Origin of the sequence: Candidatus Rhodoblastus alkanivorans (genome assembly GCF_022760755.1) — a bacterium.
GTDB classification, from domain to species: domain Bacteria; phylum Pseudomonadota; class Alphaproteobacteria; order Rhizobiales; family Beijerinckiaceae; genus Rhodoblastus; species Rhodoblastus alkanivorans.
Map to the genome: position 1 here is coordinate 599873 of NZ_JAIVFP010000001.1, position 16964 is coordinate 616836.

Consider the following 16964-nt stretch of genomic DNA (forward strand, 5'->3'; position numbering starts at 1 on the left):
AAGCTATCCTTATCGATAGTGAGAAGGCGCGCCAAAAAGTTGCACCTGTGACGGAAGCAAAGAGCATGTTAGCTTCGCTATAAGGAAATATACCAAGGAATCGCAGGTTCTTGAACGCCGACCAGAGAATCGTCGAAATGCTCGATTGGGGGCGAATCTACGCTCCCCTGGTGTCGCGTTTAGTTGCCGATTTCAATTTGAGGCGCTTAATTAAGACGACGGCTGCAGAATTACATTAAAATTTTCAATTTGCGGAGATTTCTGGCCTGCTTATTTATAGGTTATAACAATAAGTTATAGCGCCGCGGCCTTTGTCGAATCGACGCGACAGCGTCGCCTTTCTGTCTTTCGCCCGAATCTCGCGCTTTTGCCGCGTTCGCCTCCTGCCGCCACGCCTCCCTGGACCTTGTATTCGCGTGTAGATAATGCCATATTCACGTCAACACGAGAGATCGAGGATGCCGCTCAATATTCGCAACGAACTGGTCAATCAGCTCGCCGAAAGACTCGCCGCCCAAAAACGCGTCAACAAGACCGAAGCGGTGAGAATCGCGCTGGAGAACGAATTGCGCCGGGCTTCCGAGGCGCTTCCATTGTGGGAGCGCCTGAAGCCTTTGCGCGAACGCATCGCCGCCTATCCCGATAGCGGGTTTGAAGCCGACAAGGCGTTTTTCGACGACTTGAGCGGCGACTACTGATGTTCGTCGACGCCTCTGTCATCATCGCCATCATGACGGGCGAGCCGGGCGCCGAGGCTCTGGCGGCTCATATCGATGCGGCGCGGACGAAACGGCCGATTACGTCTGTCCTGGCGGCATGGGAGGCGACGGTTGGGCTGTACCGCAAGAAGCGCATTCCCATGGTCGAGGCGGAAGCCCGGGTGCAGGAGTTTATCGAGGCGGCCGGCATTCAGCTGTTGTCGATCGGGCCGCGCGAATTGCCTGTCGCGCTCCAGGCGTTCGAACGTTACGGGCGGCACCGCTATCCCGACAGCGAGCGAAACAGCGCCCTCAATCTCGCCGATTGCTTCCATTATGCAACGGCGAAGGCCTGCCGCGCGCCGATCCTGACCAAGGACGCCGGCTTTGCGCTGACCGATGTCGCGACCCTCGGCGCCGATCCATCCGACCCGACGGCATCATAGGCCGGCCGCTTTGGTCAGATTGACGCGGAAGCGGTCGCGCCGACGTTGGTAGCGCCCGGTCATTTCGGCGCTAGCGTGGCCGAGTTGTTTCTGCACACGGCGCTCGTCGACTTCAGCGGAGGAGGGGAGGCCGCGCAACGCGTGCGCGTGAGAAAGCGCGACAATGGCATGCCGTTAAAGGACGGCTGCACTGCACTGCCGTTATCCGGCCTTCTTCACGGGTTCAATTTTGTCGAGATCGTCACTGATGGCGTCGGAAGCACTTTCCAGCGCATAGCGACTCTGGATGCCCATCCAGAATTCAGGGCTGGTCTCGAAAAAGCGAGCCAGCCGGAGGGCGGTGTCTGGCGTCAGATCAACCTGTTCGCTCGCCAGCCGCTCAATGCGGGTCCGGGGAACGCCAATGGCGCGCGCGACGGCGCCAGCGGACAGATCGAGCGGGCGAAGGAATTCCTCCCTAAGAACTTCGCCAGGATGGACGGGCGGCAACTTTATCATAGCGGCCTCTCATTAGTGATCGTCCACAAATTCAACATCGGCGGGCCCGTTTTCGGTCCAACGAAAACACAGGCGGAATTGATCGTTGACGCGGATCGAATGCTACCCGATACGATCCGCCTTAAGCGCTTCGAGACGGTTTGCCAGAGGCGCCCGCAGATCTTCGAGACGGGCGGCATTGTCGAGCATGATCAACTTGCGGCGCGTGACGGCCGCAAGATCAGCTGGAAACCCCTTCGGGCATTGACGAGCGAGGATGTTCGTCAGCCGTTCATCTTTAAGACTTTTGATCGCCGTCGCCAGCCTATGCGCGTCTCATATTTTGAGTATCACAACATGATACGTCGGCACAAGCACAAAGTATCACACCATGATACAAATGGTGTGACTGCGCCAAAACGCCAATAGCGTCGAAAGTGGCTGCGCAGCCGCCGGCTTTGGCAATCGTTCACAATCCGGCCGCCTTGGTTAGATTGACGCGGAAGCGGTCGCGCCGGCGCTGGTAGCGCCGTGTCATTTCGGCGCTGGCGTGGCCAAGCTGTTTCTGCACATAGCGCTCGTCGACCTCGGCCGAGGAGGCGAGGCCGGCGCGCAGCGAATGTCCTGAGAATTTTTGCCGGCGCTCGCCTTCGCTCAAATCGCCGCGCACGCCCGCCGCCAAGGCCGTCGACTTGACCAGCCGGGCGACATGCTTGTCGGTCAGGCGGTCAGCCCCGACGCCTTTGTTGGCGCCGGCCACGCGGCGAAACAGCGGCCCATGCTCGATGCGCGCGAACCTGAGCCAGCTCTGCAGCGCTTTGAGCGGGCAGGTGGCCTCGCTCGAGCCGCGCCCGATCTCGACTTCGCGCCAGCCGGTCTTGCCGCGCAAGGTCACGACCAGGCCCTTGTCGATGATTTCGATCCAGCCGGAGCCGTCTTCGGTCTGCTTGGGGCCGCAATCGAGCCCAACGATTTCCGAGCGGCGCAAGCCGCCGGCGAAGCCGATGAGGAGCATGGCGCGGTCGCGCAGACCGCGCAGATCGCCGAGCTCGAGGGTCGCGAGCATCGCCAGCAGGTCCTCGGGCAGCACCGCCTCCTTTTGGACCGGCGGCCGCGCGTGGGTGCGCTTGATCCCGGCGAGGACGGTGATGACGTGCTGGTCCTTGCGGTCAAAACTTTCGCCGAGTTGGCGGAAACCCCAGCTCAGCGCCGACAGCCGCCGCTCGATGGTCGCAACCGAGTTCGGCTTGCGGTCGGCGCTCGCCGCGCCCGAGGCGCAGGCGGTGATGTAGAGGCCGACGATCCGCGGCTCGTTGGCGGGGAAGTTGCTCAGGCCCTGGCGGCGGCGCCAGGCGTTGAAATGGCGCCAGTCGGCTTCATAGGCGCGGTTGGTGTTGGCGGAGCTAGCGGCCTTGATGTAGTCGCGCGCCTTGTCGGCCAGACCCGCCAGATGCGTCGGTAGGGAGTCAGACGTCGGCGCCGCCGTCGCCAGCTCCCGGCCCGGCGACGGCTCGCGCGCGTCGGAGCCGGCGTTTTCTTCGGTTTTGGCGTGTTCATCGACCATGTCCAGGAGCAAATCATTTTATGTCCGATAAGGCAACATTATCGGACATATTTAGCACACGACAAGCGCGGCGGATTTCGCGCCATTTTAGCTGACAAAGCGCCGTCATCTGCTAAGCTCCGACATGCCTCGATTCGCGCCTTCGCGTCCGCTCTCCGATCCGCAACTGGTCGACGCTTCGGCTGACGCAAGCCCGCGCCGCCGCCATTCCCGGCGCGAGGCGACGCCAGAGGTCCTTGCGAACCCACTGACTCAACTTGTTTTTCCGTCCTGGGCGAGAGCAGACGAGAAATCCCCAGGCGCCGCCGACCCACAAAAATTCGCGGCCGAGGCATTCTTTGCGGCGGGCGCCGGCCTGGCGTTGCTCGACCGGGTTTTTCGCGAAAACCCGCCCTTCGCCGGGGCCTTGCGCCAGCGCCTGGCGCTGCGCGCGGCGGGCGCTTCAGCCAAGATTCTGCGGCTGCGCGAAGACGAGGGCGACTTGCGCGACACCGAGCATCTTGGCCTGGCCGGCGCCGATCCCGGTCGGGCCGGGCGGCTGCATCGTCTGTGGCGCGCGCTCAGCCTCCGGCCGGCGCGGCTCGACGGCGAGGTTTTTGCGCGCGTCCTGCTTTTGCTCGACGCGCCGCCGACGCTCGATGCGAAAAGTCTCGGCGCTTCCGTTGGAGAGGCGATAGCGAAAGATCGTCCTCCGCTCTTAGCGGCGGCGCTCGCCGCCGCGCGGGTCGCCGAGGCGCTGCCGCCCGAAATGCGCGCGGAGGCGGAGGTTTTGGCGCTGTGGGCCGCCGATTGCGCGCTGGCGAAAAGCCTTGGCTGGGAGCGGCCGGTTGCGCTGCTGGCGACGCGGATTTTGGCCCCTTCGCTGCGGCGCGGCGCGAGCGGCAAGCGGCCGCGGCCGGGCGATCGGCAATGGCCGGAAATCCTGGCGGCGGCCGCTGCGCTGGCCGCCTGCGACGCGCACGCGCTGGCCATTGAGCTGGCGCGGCGCTCGGAGCGATTGCTGGCGGCGGCGCCAAAATTGCGCGCCAAAGGCGCCGCGCGGGTGATCGAGCTTTTGCTCGCCGACGACGCCGTGAGCCCGGCGCGCGCCGCGAAAACAACCGCGCTTTCCGACCGCGCGGCGCGCCGCCTGTTCGATCGGCTGCTCGAATTGGGCGCGGTCCGCGAGCTCTCGGGCCGGCCCAGTTTTCGCCTTTACGGTTTGTGAGGGCGCGCATGGCCCGGCCCCAAAAGCGCCAATGGGAAGCGCGGTTCGATCCGGAGCTCGACGATCTGCCGGAAGGCGCGCGCTGGCGCGAGTGGATGGGCCGCGTCGAGGCGGCGATTTTTGCGTCTTCCGCTCCGGTGGCGCGCGAAAAGCTGGCGCTGCTGGTGGGGAAGAGCTGCAAGCTCGACGAGCTGATCGGCGATATCGCCGACGAATTGCGCGCTAGGCCCTATGAACTCGCGTTCGTCGCCGGCGGCTATCAATTCCGCACCAAACCACGTTTCGCCGAGGCGATCCGGGCGGCGCGCTCGGGTGAACTGCGTGACGCCGGTCTGCCCGAACTGACGCCGAGCGAACAGCTCGCGGTGACGGCCATCGCCTATCTGCAGCCGGCCACCCGCGCCGACCTCTCGCGCCTCGCCGGCAAGGAGATCAGCCGCGACGTCATCGCCCGCCTGAAGCGCCTCGGTCTCATCGACGGCGCCTTGCGCGCGCCCGCGCCTGGCGCGCCCTTCGCTTACGTGACAACGAAAAAATTCCTGGAGGTATTTGGACTCGGAACGCTGCGCGACCTGCCCGACATCGAACGCATGGAGGCGGAAGGCCTGCTGCAGCGCCCTCAGGCCGACAACGAACTCGACGGCGTCTTGGGGCTCGCCGACGACGCAGGCGAAGGTCTTGAAGCCGACGACCCTGAGTTCGACGAAGCCGAGTCCGAAGAGACGGCGGATGAAGCCTAGGAGCCTGTCCGAGTAGTCGTAGCATTTTTCAGGCGAATATGATTCCGTTCTCCGCATGAGCAGAACATTTCGGCCGTCGAAGATCGATCAGACGCAATTGCTGCCGGCGGGGGTCGCCGATTATGTGCCGGCGGGCCACCTGTCGCGGTTCGTGGTCGCCTTGGCGCGCGAGAGCCTCGATTTGTCGGAGATCAACAGCGTCTACAAGAGTGCGCTCGGTCAGCCGCCGTTCGACCCGCGCATGGTGACAGCGCTATTGCTCTACGCTTATTGTTCCGGGCTTTATTCGTCGCGCCGGATCGCCAGGGCCTGCGGCGAGCGGGTCGATTTTATGATGATCCGCGCGCACGACGCTCCCGATTTCCGCACGATCGCCGACTTCCGCAAGCGGCATCTGGCGGCGTTGGCGAACCTGTTCTTGCAGGTGCTGAAGCTCGCGGAGAAGGCCGGGCTGGCCAAGCTCGGGCACGTCGCGCTCGACGGCACGAAAATCAAGGCCAACGCCTCGAAGCACAAGGCGATGAGCTACGAGCGCATGAAGACGCGCGAGGCGGAGCTGGGCGCCGAGGTCGATCGCTGGCTCGCCGCTGCGGAAGCAGCCGACGCCCAGGAGGACGCGCTGCACGGCGCGAGCCGTCGCGGCGACGAGATGCCCGATTGGGTTGCCGACAAACAAAAGCGCCTCGCCAAAATCCGTGAGGCCAGACAAGCGCTTGAGGAAGAGGCTGCGGCCGAAGCGAAGGCGAAAGCCGAGGCCGAGCGTGCGGCGGAGGAGAAGCGAAAGGCCGACAACCGCAAACGTTCGGGGCCGCGTCCGCGCCCTCCGTCGAACGAACCCGCTCCCAAGGCGCAGCGCAATTTCACAGATCCCAACAGCCGAGTCCTGCTGACCAAGGACGGCTTCGTCCAGGGCTACAACGCGCAGGCAACGGTCGATGGAACAGCGCAAATCATCGTCGCGCACGGGCTGACGCAAAGTATGAGCGACTGGCCGCAACTTGTTCCCATGGTCGACCGCGTCTGCGCCAATCTCGGGCGCAAGTCCAAGGAGGTGTCGGCGGACGCCGGGTATTGCAGTGAGGGCAACCTTTTTGCGCTCGCTTCGCGGAAGATTCAGGCCTATGTGGCGACCGGGCGGGCCAAGCGTCCAATGGAGGCCAAGCGCAAGATCGGCGGCGATCTGACGCAGAAAATGCGGGCGAAACTGAAGCGCGCCGGCAATGTGGAGCTTGAAATCGTCAAGCGGTCGGACGCCGCGAAGGGTTTCACCGTCTTGCCCAAACACTGGATCGTCGAGCGCACGTTCGGATGGCTCGGACGATGCCGACGCCTGGCCAAGGACTTCGAAAACCTGAGCCGCACCCAACTCGCTTTCGTGCAACTGGCCATGATCCGGCTCATGGCCCGCAGAATCGCAAGGCTCTCGAAAAAATCATGAAATCGTCGGAACGACTCTTAGCTTAATTTTCATCACGAAGACGCAAAGCTGTCATAAATAGTAAAAGATAAGCGTGCCTTGAGTGTGGAGCGCATTCAGGAGCTATTGATATAATTGTAGTCAAATATCAGCTTGACAGTGATTTCATTACGCAATTAATCTGCCATAAAACGACCTCATGTCGACAGTTTGGCACCATATATTTCAATGAGGCTTACAATTATGACAGGTTTATTTAAGATCGCGCGCAAGGCCTGTGTCGTTTTCGGCATTCTTGCGGTTTTAGCCATCGCGACGCCGACGCGGGCGCAAAACGCCAGCACCCTCGGTTGGTTCACGGTGCAACTCAACGCCCCCAGCCTTTATTTCCCGACGCCGGACCAAGCGTGCTACGCGCAATATTTGTCTTACGGCAAAGCGCCAAATAATCAATACACTGGCGCAACTGAGGCCCCGAACCAGCCGTACATCTATGCGTGTCATTGGACAAGCGCCGGGAATGGATGCTCCGGTGGCATCAATTCTTGCGGAACGATATTGCCGACGACGGTCCAGCTGGTCTGTCAGAACGGCTACACGCGGATCAATAATCAATGCGTGCTCAGCAACGAGGTGGTTCCGCCCTCTCCCTCGTGCAAAGTGAACAATGGAGCGCCCGCTCCGATCGTCGGAGATCCGATCTCCGTGATGGACGGCGCACAGATGGAGAGCGCGGAGGATTACGCCACCGCCGACGGGCTGTTTGCGATCCGGCGCACCTATCGCAGCGCGCGGACGCTGTCAGCGATTATCAATTACGACGTCCCTGCCGGTTGGGTCGGCGGCTGGGCTTTCGATTTCCTGCCCGAACTCCATCTTGGGACCGGAAACAGCGCCGGAACGCTGTCCCTGCGCATGCCCGACGGCACAGCCTATAATTTCAGCCAGCCCGCGTCCGGAAACGTTCTGGTTCCGCAACAGAATGTCGCGCCGCAGACTCGTTATTCGGTCGCCTACAACGGCTCGACTTCGTCGAGCTGGTCGACGCAATCGACGACCCCGACGCAATGGACGGTCGTTGACGCCAAAACCAAGGAGACCTGGGTCTTCCAGACCTTCCAGTCGCAAGCGACCGGAACGTCCTACTCCGCCATCGGCCGCCCGATCAGCAAGACCCTGCCGGACGGCTATACGCAGACCTATACCTATGACAGCTCGGGCACATTGCAGTCGATCGCCGATTCGCGCAATCGCAGCTTCAGCTTCACCTGGACCTATTTTGCATTTCTGTCGGGCGGCGGCGCTTATGGTGAGCCTATCATCTACACCAACGTCCCTGTGGCCATAAAGTCCATCGGTCTGCCCGATGGAACCACGCTCAATTATGCTTACGGGACGTCGCTCAACTCCAACGGAACGTTTACGACACCTTATGTGCGCACGATCCAGTCGGTGACGCGCACGAACGCCAGCGGCGTCACGCTCGAGAACACGAGTTATCTTTACGAGAATACCGGCTTCCCCGATTTTCTCACCGGCATCGTCGATGCGCGGGGCGTGCGCACGCTGACCGTAACCTATGACGACGTCGGCCGCGCCATATCCGCCAGCGGCGCCGACGGGCAGAACAATTATTCCGTCGCTTATACGCCGGCGGGGTCGAGCAATCCCAATGTCCTGACCCGCACCGTCACTAATCCTCTCGGCAAGCAGACGGTTTATAATTTCAGTCACCCGCTCAACGGTTACAACACCACGCTGCAAAGCGTGAACGGCCAGGCCAGCGCCAATTGCGTCGCCTCCAACAGCTCCTACACTTACGATGCCAACGGCTTCGTCGCTTCGGTGACCGACGAGGAAGGCCGCGTCACCACCTATGTCAATGACGCGCAAGGGCGCCCGACCTCGGTGACTCGCGGCGCTGGCTCGGCGCAGGCGGTGACGACGTCTTACACCTGGGATCCGGTCTTCAACATCCCGACCAGCATTGTCGCGCCGGGACGTACAACCACGCAAACCGTCGTCAACGGCCTGGTGACCTCCATCACCCAGACCGACACCACGACACAGTCCGTTCCTTATTCGACCAACGGCCAGACCCGCACCTGGGCCTATAATTTTGCGGGCTCCCTATTGACGAGCGTCACGGACCCGACGGGCGCCGTCGTGCACTATGCCTATGATTCAAATGGCTATCTCCACTCCGTCACCAATGAGATGGGCCTTGTGACGACCATCAATTCGGTCAACAGCCTCGGCCAGCCGACCCAGATCACCGATCCGAACGGCATCGTCACCACATTGGCTTACGACTACAGAGGCCGCTTGACGAACGTCTCGGTCGACACGGCGAACAGTCCTGCAACGACGACCATCGCTTATGACGCGGTCGGCGACGTTGCTTCGACCACCGATCCCAACGGCGCGACTACCACCTATACCTACGATTCCGATCGCCGCCTGACCAAGGTCGCCAATGCGGCTGGCGAGACAATCACCTACGCGCGCGACGCCATGGGCGACGCCACTTCAGTGACCTACGCCGACGCCAGCAGCGTGACCACTTATTCCAAAACCGCCGTGTTCGATGAACTCGGCCGCATCATCAAATGGCTCGGGGCGACGCCATCCAATTCCACCTATTCCTACGGCTATGATCGCACCAATAATCTGTTGTCGATCACCGATCCGCGCTCGAACGTGTTCTCCAACGGCTATGACGCGCTCAACCGCCTGATCAGCCAGACGAACGAGGAAAACGCCACCGTCAACCTGACCCGCAACGGCTTGGACGCCATCACCGGCTACCAGGACGCGCGGGCGCTGACCACCGTCTTTGCGCGCAACGGTTTTGGCGAGATCATCGGGGAGCAATCGCCCGACCGCGGCACGACAATCTATTATCGCGACTCGCGCGGGCGAGTGACGCAGAAGATCGATCCGCGCGGCATCGTGTCGAACATGCAATATGACGCTCAGGGACGTCTGACCTATGAGTCCTACCCCTCGAACCCCAGTTGGTGGCGGGGCTTCACATGGGACGTCCAGAACAACGGCGCCAATGTCGGTCTGGGCAATCTCGTCGGCGTCAATGACGAGGCGGCGCTGAATTGGCGGGTCTTCGACGGCAAGGGTCGGATCGTCGTCGATTGGCGCACCAACAATCCGGCGCCGGCGCTGGCGGTCGGCTATACGTACGACCTCGCCGGCAATATCACCTCGATGACCTATCCCTCGGGGCGCATCGTCGCTTACGTCCGCGATACGCTCGGGCGCATTTCGGCGATCTCCACCCAGCAGAACAGCGCCGCGGCGGCCCAGGCCGTCATCGGCAACGCCACTTACGAACCCTTCGGCCCGTTGGCCGGATTTTATCATGGCAATGGACTGCAGACGGTCTTTACCTACGACACCGATTATCGCGTGACCCGCGTTCAGGTCGGCCCTCCCTCCAATCTGGGCGCAACGCTCGACCGCTCGCTGTCCTGGACCGGCGACGACATCATCAATTCGATCATCGACAACCAGTTCCCCGGCACGACGCCGGGCAACTATAATTCTCAGACCCAAACCTTCACCTATACGCCGGCGCGCCGGCTGGCCTCCGCCAACGGCTATTACGGGGCGCTCTCCTGGACCTATGACGCCAATGGCGACCGCCTGTCGGAAACCGCCAACAGCGTCCTCTCCTCCTATCTTTACAACCTCGGCTCGAACCAACTCGGCTCGGTGGCGAGTTCCTCTTCGACGCGATCCTTCACCTATGACGCCGCCGGCAACATGCTCACCGACAGCCGCGCCGGCGCGCTCGGCATGACTTTTCAGTATGATGTGCGGGGGCGGCTGGCCAAGGCGTTTCAGACCAGCGCGCCGGCCAATGCCGGAGCTTACGCCTATGACGCCGACGGGCGGCTGGCGTCGCGCACCGTCACCCAGGGCACGACGACGACCACTACGCTCTATGTTTATGATCTCTCCGGCCACGTCATCGCCGAGACCGACACGTCCGGCAATACGCTGCGCGAATATATCTGGATGGGCGATCTACCGGTGGCCGTCGTCGCCGGGATCAACACCTCGACGCCGACGATTTACTATGTCCACACCGACCATCTCGGCCGCCCCGCGCGGATGACCGCGCAGAATTGGGCTTGGGTGTGGGACGTCATCTATTCGCCCTTCGGCGCCACGAGCTATATCTGGACCAATCCCGCCACCATGGACCTGCGCTTCCCCGGCCAATGGTTCCAGCTCGAAAGCGGGCTCGCCTACAATTGGCATCGGCATTACGACGCCACGATCGGGCGCTATGTCGAGCCCGACCCGCTGGGGTTGACGGCGCTCCTCTCCGACGGGCCCAGCGTGAATAATTATGTCGGCGGAAACCCGCTGGCCCGCGTGGACGAGGATGGTCAGCAGGCGGCCGTAATTTCGCTTGCGTGCGCGGAGAACCCTACCTGCGCGGCTGCATTTGCCGTCGCGGCTGCGGCAGCCGCGAAAGGAGGTGCGAAAATCTGCGCCAAATTATTGGATTGGACCCACTCAAATAATTCAGATTGCAACGACGATTATCGGCAAAGTCTCCAAAATCAAGTGAACGCGTTGTGCAAACCACTTCCACCGCGTTGCCGATCGAGCGATTCTTGCGCATCCATGAAACAGCGCATCGCAGCCTTCACCGCATGTGGTGACGCGAGAAAGAAAATTAACGATGCTTGTTACAAGGGCGGAGACAATGGCCATCAGCAAGCATACACAACCGCCAGACAGGAAGCTGCGATTTGCGAAGGGATGTTGGCGACATGCACAACCCCATAGAAAAAAGTGCTGTTGAGGCAGCAATAAATCGCTCGTTTCCTGACGCACCGATACCATCGGATTTCTTTGGAGCACTGCGCCGCAATGACGATATCGAAGATGACATTGCAGAGCAGTTCCAAACGCGCAAATGGACCGAAATAAGCGAGCATCACTGGAGAATGACCGGGATCCGCGTTGGTACTGTCATGACGTGCATGACACCATCTGCATATATTTATTACCTGCCATCATTGCTTATCTCTGCGCTAAGAAGCAATAATTTTGATGACGCTGTCGAAGGGTTGATCCCTCCGAACCAACGTCGTGAGCCACGAGGAATTTGGTGGCGGCAGTTCATCGGGGCTTTGAACCTTAATCAACGCTCGGCGATAAGACTTTTTCTCGCCTATGCGGTCGATGCTGAGCAGGACGGCACCGCGGCAAAGCTGAACGCGGAAAAGGCGCTTGCCGATAGGCTCTATGATTGAAGGTGAATTGACTTGCTAAGAGCCTGACCGAAAAATAGGTTGAGTGATATCAGCCGCTTGTGATTCCCACGGTGTCGCGACGCATCGAGGGAAAATCATGTGGACCGATACCACCCGATTACGGTGACACGCCCGTATTTCCCTTTACCTCTCCTCATGCGCCTTCCTCGGCTTGGGCCCGCGCTTGGCCGGGGTAAGCGAAATTACGATGACGTAATCGTGTGTCACCAAAACTCCAAATTTCGGTAAAAGAGGGCGTGTCACCGTAATTCTATTCTCCCAATTATAAATTGATTGGCGGCGCTTGTCTTGGCGCAACGGCAGTCGGTGTTTGTCTTGCTTTTCCGCAAATTTGCGCTCCCGCGCTAGTGGTCGGAGGCGAAGCGGCGGCAGCTACGAACTGATTGAAGAGAGACGTAAAATGAATCGGGACAAGCATCCTGTACGACCAATAGTAAAAAAGTCCGTGCGAATTGCCATCCAGGCAGATAATCGCGGAGTTACGCTTTATTGCAACCCCGACGCGATAAAGGCTTTGAGTGATGATTTAGCGTGGATACACAAAGCAGACGCGAGTGAACATTATGAAACTCACATTCGCCTCCAATTTGGTGGGGATGAAGGACAGAATGTCAGTGTTTCTCTCAGCGAGGACTTACGATCAATATTCAACAGCATTCCGGATGATGCGCCGCCTGACGCTCAGGCATTTGTTTTCGAGCTGACGATCATGCAGGTAACAGATGATGAGGTTCGACAATTTTGAAGGAATGATGTGCCGCGTTCGAACCGCGCAATTGCATTACGGTGACACGCCCGTAATTCTCTTTACTTCTCCTCGTGCGCCTTCCTCGGCTTGGGCCCGCGCTTGGCCGGGGCAAGCGGGCGGCCAAGCAGGGTTTCCGCGTCGCGGACGAAGGTTTCCGACCCGAGGGGACGGCCGATCAATTCCGAACGTCTCAGCGCGGCAAAGGCCGGATCGTCAGGGTCGGTTTCCAACAGGTCGGCGAAGCGCTCGACGCGGTCAAGGGTTGGCCGCACGCGCACAAGCCCGTCGTCGTGGCGCGCGAGGCAAGCGCGCACGCTCGAGTGCGGCCAGTCTCGCGCCCGCACAGGGTTCAGGGCGACATAGCGGAAAGCACGCCATCAAATGATCGATTGCCGGACAGCATCGGAGAGCGCAATGGCGCGACGGGGCCTGCTGAACGACGCGGAGCGCACACGGCTTTTCGAGGCGCCCGGCGACGAGGGCCTCCTTGATCCGGTTCTATTCGCTCATCCGACGCCTCCAGGGACAAATTGCGCATGACGGAAAACACCTGATTGTCGTGCAGCCGGGAGCAGCGGCCAAGATCGCGCTCAAATGATCCACAATTTTATACGGAAACCCATGTCGGCATGGTAATCTGTGCGGAAACTCCAAACGAAGGGTTTTCCGTACATGATGGTCGGCTATATGCGGGTGTCCTCCACCGACGAACGTCAGTCCGTCGATCTTCAGCGCGACGCTCTGATCGCGGCGGGCGTCGACGAGCGGCATCTCGATGTCGACAAGGCCAGCGGTGCGCGAGATAACCGGCCCGGCCTCAAGGCGTGCCTGGCGGACCTGCGGCGCGGCGATTGCCTGATCGTCTGGAAATTGGACCGTCTGGGGCGGTCGCTGCCTCACCTTTTGTCGATCATCGAGGATCTCAAGAAAAACGGCGTCGCGTTCCGCTCCCTTACCGAGCAGATGGACACCGCCACGCCGCAGGGCGAACTCCTCTTCTCGGTCTTTGGAGCCTTGGCGCAATACGAGCGGGCGCTGATCAAAGAGCGCGTTCTGGCGGGCGTTGAAGCCGCAAAGCGGCGAGGGCGGCGCGGCGGACGCCCGGTGACAATCGATCCGGAAAAGCTCGAACAGATCGCGACCGCCTTGGAAGGCGGCGCCAGCAAGGCTTCGGTGTGCAGGACGTTCAAAATCCCGCGCTCGACGCTGATCGATACGCTTCACCGCGCCGGGTGGTCGGCGCCAGCTTCGAAATCGCCAGCCGAATAGTCAGCGTTCCGGCTTTGTCCAAGTTAGCGTGCTATATTGCTCTGATCTTGTCGTGACCCCTATGTGACGACTAAAAAATTCCTGGAGGTGTTTGGGCTTGGAACGCTGCGCGACCTCCCCGACATCGAACGCATGGAGGAGGAAGGTCTGCTGCAACGCCCTCAGGCCGACATCGAACTCGATGGCGCCTTGGGCCTTGCCGACGACGAAGGCGTGTTTCTCGATGCCGACGACTCTGAGGTCGACGAAGCGGAGTCTGAAGGCGCAGTGGATGAAGCCTAGGGGTGGAAATCTTACGCTCGTTCCCAATGATGAACGGCTCAAACGGCCGGGAAGCTGCCCTACGTTGTATGGCAGGTTGAAGGGCAACGGCGGACCCCCGTGGGAAGCCAACGTCTCTGAGTAAGCCGCCATTGATCGGCAATTTGTATCATAACAGTTGGGTTGCCCGATTACCTTGAACGGAGCGACAGCCGCTCCGCGAAAGGCGCAAAACTGTGCAGCGCCGCAACGCCCGCTGGAAGCGTTCCCAAATCCTGGATTCGGCCCGCCGGCCCGCCGAGCCATATCTCGACGCGCCCTGAGAGCGCCCGCGCGAGATCGCGCTGCATTTGCGCCGATGCGGGCGTGGGCAGCACATAGCTGATGACAGCAAGATCGGCCTCGTTCTTCAGCAGAACAGCGGCGAGGTCTTTGGCCGGCAGATCCGATCCAATGTACAAAATTCGATGTCCTTGCGCCGCGGCGGCGTTTGATCCTACTCAAGCAGCTCTCCGAACAGGGTCATGCGCTCTCGCGGCTTGCAGGCCTGGAGGACGACGAACTCGCGCTGCTGGCGCAAAGCCGCAGCCGCGAAGCGAGCGATCCTGAATCGGGCACCTCCTTGCAAGCGCGGCGCCGTGGTCGACATGATCGACGAAATCGTGTTTCAAACCAATCTGCTGGCGCTTAACGCCAGCGTGGAGGCGGCGCGAGCCGGGGAAGGCGGCAAAGGTTTTCTGGTGCTGACGACCGAAGGCGCCGCCAGGAAGGTGAACTGGCTCGGCAAGCAGACGGTTTCGCCCGCCTTCGCCGACCCGATCCGCGGCCTCTCGATCCGCGTCAAGGCTGGCGCGCTCGGGGAGACCACGCCCTCGCGTGATCTGCTGCTCTCGCACGAGCGCGCCCTGCTCATCGATGGTGTACTGAACAACGCCGGCGCGCTGGGAAACGGGACGTCGATCGGCCGCGACGTGAACCTGCCGAGGGCGTTCGTCCACTACCACACCGAAATCGACGACCACTCGCTGATCTTCGCCGAGAACGCCCCGGCGGAGACCTTCATCGACAATATCGACCGAAAAGGGACTTCAGGCTTTGCTTTCGGCAATCCTCAGGACATTGTGGAGCAGGCAAGCGATGGTCATCGGGCCGACGCCGCCGGGAACCGGCGTTATTGAGCCCGCGACTTGGACCGCTTCAGAGAAGGCGATGTCGCCGACGAGACGCGTTTTTCCTTCGCCGCGTTCCGGGGCCGGGACACGGTTGATGCCGACGTCGATAGCAATGGCGCCGGGCTTGATCCAGTCGCCTCGAATCATCTCCGGGCAGCCGACCGCTGTGACGAGGATGTCGGCGCGGCGGCAGAGGCCGGGAAGTTCGCGGCTGCGCGAATGGGCGACCGTCACCGTGCAATTGGCCTTGAGCAGAAGCTGCGCCATCGGCTTGCCGACGAGGTTGGATCGCCCGACGACGACCGCCTCCAACCCGGACAAGTCGCGCTGCTCATCCTCGATCAGCATCATCGCGCCGGATGGCGTGCAGGGGACGACGCCCTTGCCGCCGGTCGCCAGCAATCCGGCGTTGACGACATGAAAGCCGTCGACGTCCTTTTCCGGACTGATCGCCGCCAGCGCGGCCGCCTCGTCGATATGTTCCGGCAGAGGCAGTTGCACCAATATTCCGTCGATGCCGTCATCGGCATTCATGACTTCGATTACAGCAAGCAGATCCTGCTGGTTGGTCTCGGCGGGCAGGCGCACTTCGGTCGAGCGCATCCCGACCTCGACGGTCTGCTTCGCTTTCGAGCGGACATAAATCTGGCTCGCCGGGTCGTCGCCAACGAGCACCACGGCAAGGCCCGGCGCTCGGCCCGTGCGCGCGACGAGACTCGCCACCCGCGAAGATATCTTGGCCCGCAGACTTTCGGCAAAAGCCTTGCCATCGATGATGCGCGCGCTCATTGCCGAAACACCACGGTCTTCGAACCATTGGCGATGATGCGCCGCTCGACGTGGAATTTCACCGCGCGCGACAGCACGACATTCTCGATGTCGCGGCCGATGGCGACGAAGTCCTCGGCCGTCTGGGTGTGGTCGACCCGTTCGACCGCCTGTTCGATGATTGGGCCTTCGTCGAGATCGCTGGTGACGTAATGCGCCGTGGCGCCGATAATCTTCACGCCGCGCGCGTGGGCCTGGTGATAAGGTTTGGCGCCTTTGAAGCTTGGCAGGAAGGAATGGTGAATGTTGATGGTCCGCCACGCCAGCGCCTTGCACATTTCCGGCGATAGCACCTGCATGTATCGGGCGAGCACGACAAGGTCGATGTTCAGCCGGTCGATCATTTCGAGGATCTTCGCTTCCTGCGCGGCTTTGGTCTCCTTGGTCACCGGTAGGTGATAATAGGGGATGCCATGCCATTCCACGACCCGTTGCAGGTCGGGATGATTCGAGACGACCGCCGGGATTTCGATCGGCAAGGCGCCAATGCGATAGCGATAAAGCAAGTCGTTGAGGCAGTGGTCGAACTTCGACACCAGAATCAGTACGCGCGACTTTTTCAGCGCGTCGTCCATTCGCCAGGTCATGCCAAAATCCTCGCCGATGGCCGCGAAGGCGTTTTTCAGCTCTGCGAGCGCGGCGACGTCGGCGGGACCGCGAAAGACGGTGCGCATGAAAAAGCGGTTGGTCTCGGGATCGCCGTAATGCGCCGATTCGGTGATGAACAGGTTGCGGCCGGACAGGAAGCCGGCCACCGCGGCGACGATGCCGACGGCGTCCTGACAGGAGATCGTCAGGACATAGGACTTCACCTGGGGGTCCATGCGG

The 16964-nt window shown here is 61.3% G+C and carries 16 protein-coding genes and 3 pseudogenes; 12 read left to right on the forward strand and 7 right to left on the reverse strand.

Annotated features, from left to right (window positions below; genetic code table 11):
* Positions 1-458: 458 nt before the first annotated feature.
* Positions 459-698: a type II toxin-antitoxin system VapB family antitoxin gene (locus K2U94_RS02810; protein ID WP_243065757.1), complete on the forward strand. Its 240-nt coding sequence runs from the start codon at positions 459-461 to the stop codon at positions 696-698.
* A complete protein-coding gene (locus K2U94_RS02815; RefSeq protein WP_243065758.1) occupies positions 698-1144 on the forward strand; it encodes a type II toxin-antitoxin system VapC family toxin in 447 nt (148 codons plus the stop codon). The genes K2U94_RS02810 and K2U94_RS02815 overlap by 1 nt, the downstream gene beginning before the upstream one ends.
* Here the strand turns inward: K2U94_RS02815 and K2U94_RS02820 are convergent.
* The 3 genes and pseudogenes from K2U94_RS02820 to K2U94_RS02835 all read right to left on the reverse strand — a co-directional run.
* Positions 1139-1288, reverse strand: a pseudogene (locus tag K2U94_RS02820) (integrase); the annotation flags it as partial. The gene K2U94_RS02815 and the pseudogene K2U94_RS02820 overlap by 6 nt on opposite strands.
* A gap of 366 nt (positions 1289-1654) precedes the next feature.
* Positions 1655-1909 (reverse strand): annotated as a pseudogene (locus tag K2U94_RS02830) (type II toxin-antitoxin system RelE/ParE family toxin).
* 181 nt (positions 1910-2090) lie between these two features.
* A complete protein-coding gene (locus tag K2U94_RS02835) occupies positions 2091-3185 on the reverse strand; it encodes a tyrosine-type recombinase/integrase (protein ID WP_243065760.1) in 1095 nt (364 codons plus the stop codon).
* 124 nt (positions 3186-3309) lie between these two features.
* Here K2U94_RS02835 and K2U94_RS02840 point away from each other — a divergent pair, with 124 nt between their 5' ends.
* The 6 genes from K2U94_RS02840 to K2U94_RS02865 all read left to right on the forward strand — a co-directional run bounded on the left by K2U94_RS02840 (position 3310) and on the right by K2U94_RS02865 (position 12603).
* Positions 3310-4392, forward strand: a complete 1083-nt coding sequence (locus K2U94_RS02840; RefSeq protein ID WP_243065761.1) for a DUF1403 family protein — start codon at positions 3310-3312, stop codon at positions 4390-4392.
* Between the two features lie 8 nt (positions 4393-4400).
* Positions 4401-5132, forward strand: a complete 732-nt coding sequence (scpB, locus tag K2U94_RS02845; RefSeq protein WP_243065762.1) for an SMC-Scp complex subunit ScpB — start codon at positions 4401-4403, stop codon at positions 5130-5132.
* Positions 5133-5187: 55 nt separating this feature from the next.
* Positions 5188-6570 carry an IS1182 family transposase gene (locus tag K2U94_RS02850; RefSeq protein WP_243065763.1) on the forward strand — a complete coding sequence of 461 codons (1383 nt, stop codon included), beginning with the start codon at positions 5188-5190 and terminating at the stop codon, positions 6568-6570.
* A 537-nt stretch (positions 6571-7107) separates the two neighbouring features.
* Positions 7108-11367, forward strand: a complete 4260-nt coding sequence (locus tag K2U94_RS02855) for an RHS repeat-associated core domain-containing protein (protein ID WP_243065764.1) — start codon at positions 7108-7110, stop codon at positions 11365-11367.
* The gene (locus K2U94_RS02860) at positions 11352-11837 is read left to right on the forward strand and encodes a DUF6714 family protein (protein ID WP_243065765.1); all 486 of its coding nucleotides are present in this window, start codon (positions 11352-11354) and stop codon (positions 11835-11837) included. The genes K2U94_RS02855 and K2U94_RS02860 overlap by 16 nt, the downstream gene beginning before the upstream one ends.
* A gap of 421 nt (positions 11838-12258) precedes the next feature.
* Positions 12259-12603, forward strand: a complete 345-nt coding sequence (locus K2U94_RS02865; RefSeq protein ID WP_243065766.1) for a hypothetical protein — start codon at positions 12259-12261, stop codon at positions 12601-12603.
* 62 nt (positions 12604-12665) lie between these two features.
* Here K2U94_RS02865 and K2U94_RS02870 read toward each other — a convergent pair whose 3' ends face one another.
* The gene (locus K2U94_RS02870; protein WP_243065767.1) at positions 12666-12878 is read right to left on the reverse strand and encodes a hypothetical protein; all 213 of its coding nucleotides are present in this window, start codon (positions 12876-12878) and stop codon (positions 12666-12668) included.
* A 400-nt stretch (positions 12879-13278) separates the two neighbouring features.
* On the opposite strand from K2U94_RS02870, the gene K2U94_RS02875 reads away from it, so the two are divergent.
* Both K2U94_RS02875 and K2U94_RS20715 read left to right on the forward strand, forming a co-directional pair.
* Positions 13279-13875, forward strand: coding sequence for a recombinase family protein (locus K2U94_RS02875; RefSeq protein WP_243065768.1), 597 nt, complete (start codon positions 13279-13281; stop codon positions 13873-13875).
* Positions 13876-13938: 63 nt separating this feature from the next.
* The gene (locus tag K2U94_RS20715; protein ID WP_425332499.1) at positions 13939-14157 is read left to right on the forward strand and encodes a hypothetical protein; all 219 of its coding nucleotides are present in this window, start codon (positions 13939-13941) and stop codon (positions 14155-14157) included.
* Between the two features lie 170 nt (positions 14158-14327).
* Here the strand turns inward: K2U94_RS20715 and K2U94_RS02885 are convergent, their stop codons facing one another.
* Entirely contained in the window at positions 14328-14597 is a 270-nt protein-coding gene (locus K2U94_RS02885; protein WP_243065769.1) for a hypothetical protein, read from the reverse strand.
* Positions 14598-14786: 189 nt separating this feature from the next.
* Here K2U94_RS02885 and K2U94_RS20720 point away from each other — a divergent pair.
* Positions 14787-14891: pseudogene (locus K2U94_RS20720) on the forward strand (methyl-accepting chemotaxis protein); the annotation flags it as partial.
* 15 nt (positions 14892-14906) lie between these two features.
* On the forward strand, positions 14907-15314 hold the full coding sequence (locus K2U94_RS02890) for a Hint domain-containing protein (protein WP_425332542.1): 408 nt from the start codon (positions 14907-14909) through the stop codon (positions 15312-15314).
* Here K2U94_RS02890 and folD read toward each other — a convergent pair.
* Together folD and purU are read right to left on the reverse strand one after the other, a co-directional pair.
* Positions 15225-16097: a bifunctional methylenetetrahydrofolate dehydrogenase/methenyltetrahydrofolate cyclohydrolase FolD gene (gene folD / locus K2U94_RS02895; protein WP_243065770.1), complete on the reverse strand. Its 873-nt coding sequence runs from the start codon at positions 16095-16097 to the stop codon at positions 15225-15227. The genes K2U94_RS02890 and folD overlap by 90 nt on opposite strands.
* Entirely contained in the window at positions 16094-16960 is an 867-nt protein-coding gene (gene purU, locus K2U94_RS02900; RefSeq protein WP_243065771.1) for a formyltetrahydrofolate deformylase, read from the reverse strand. The genes folD and purU overlap by 4 nt, the downstream gene beginning before the upstream one ends.
* Between the last annotated feature and the right edge of the window lie 4 nt (positions 16961-16964).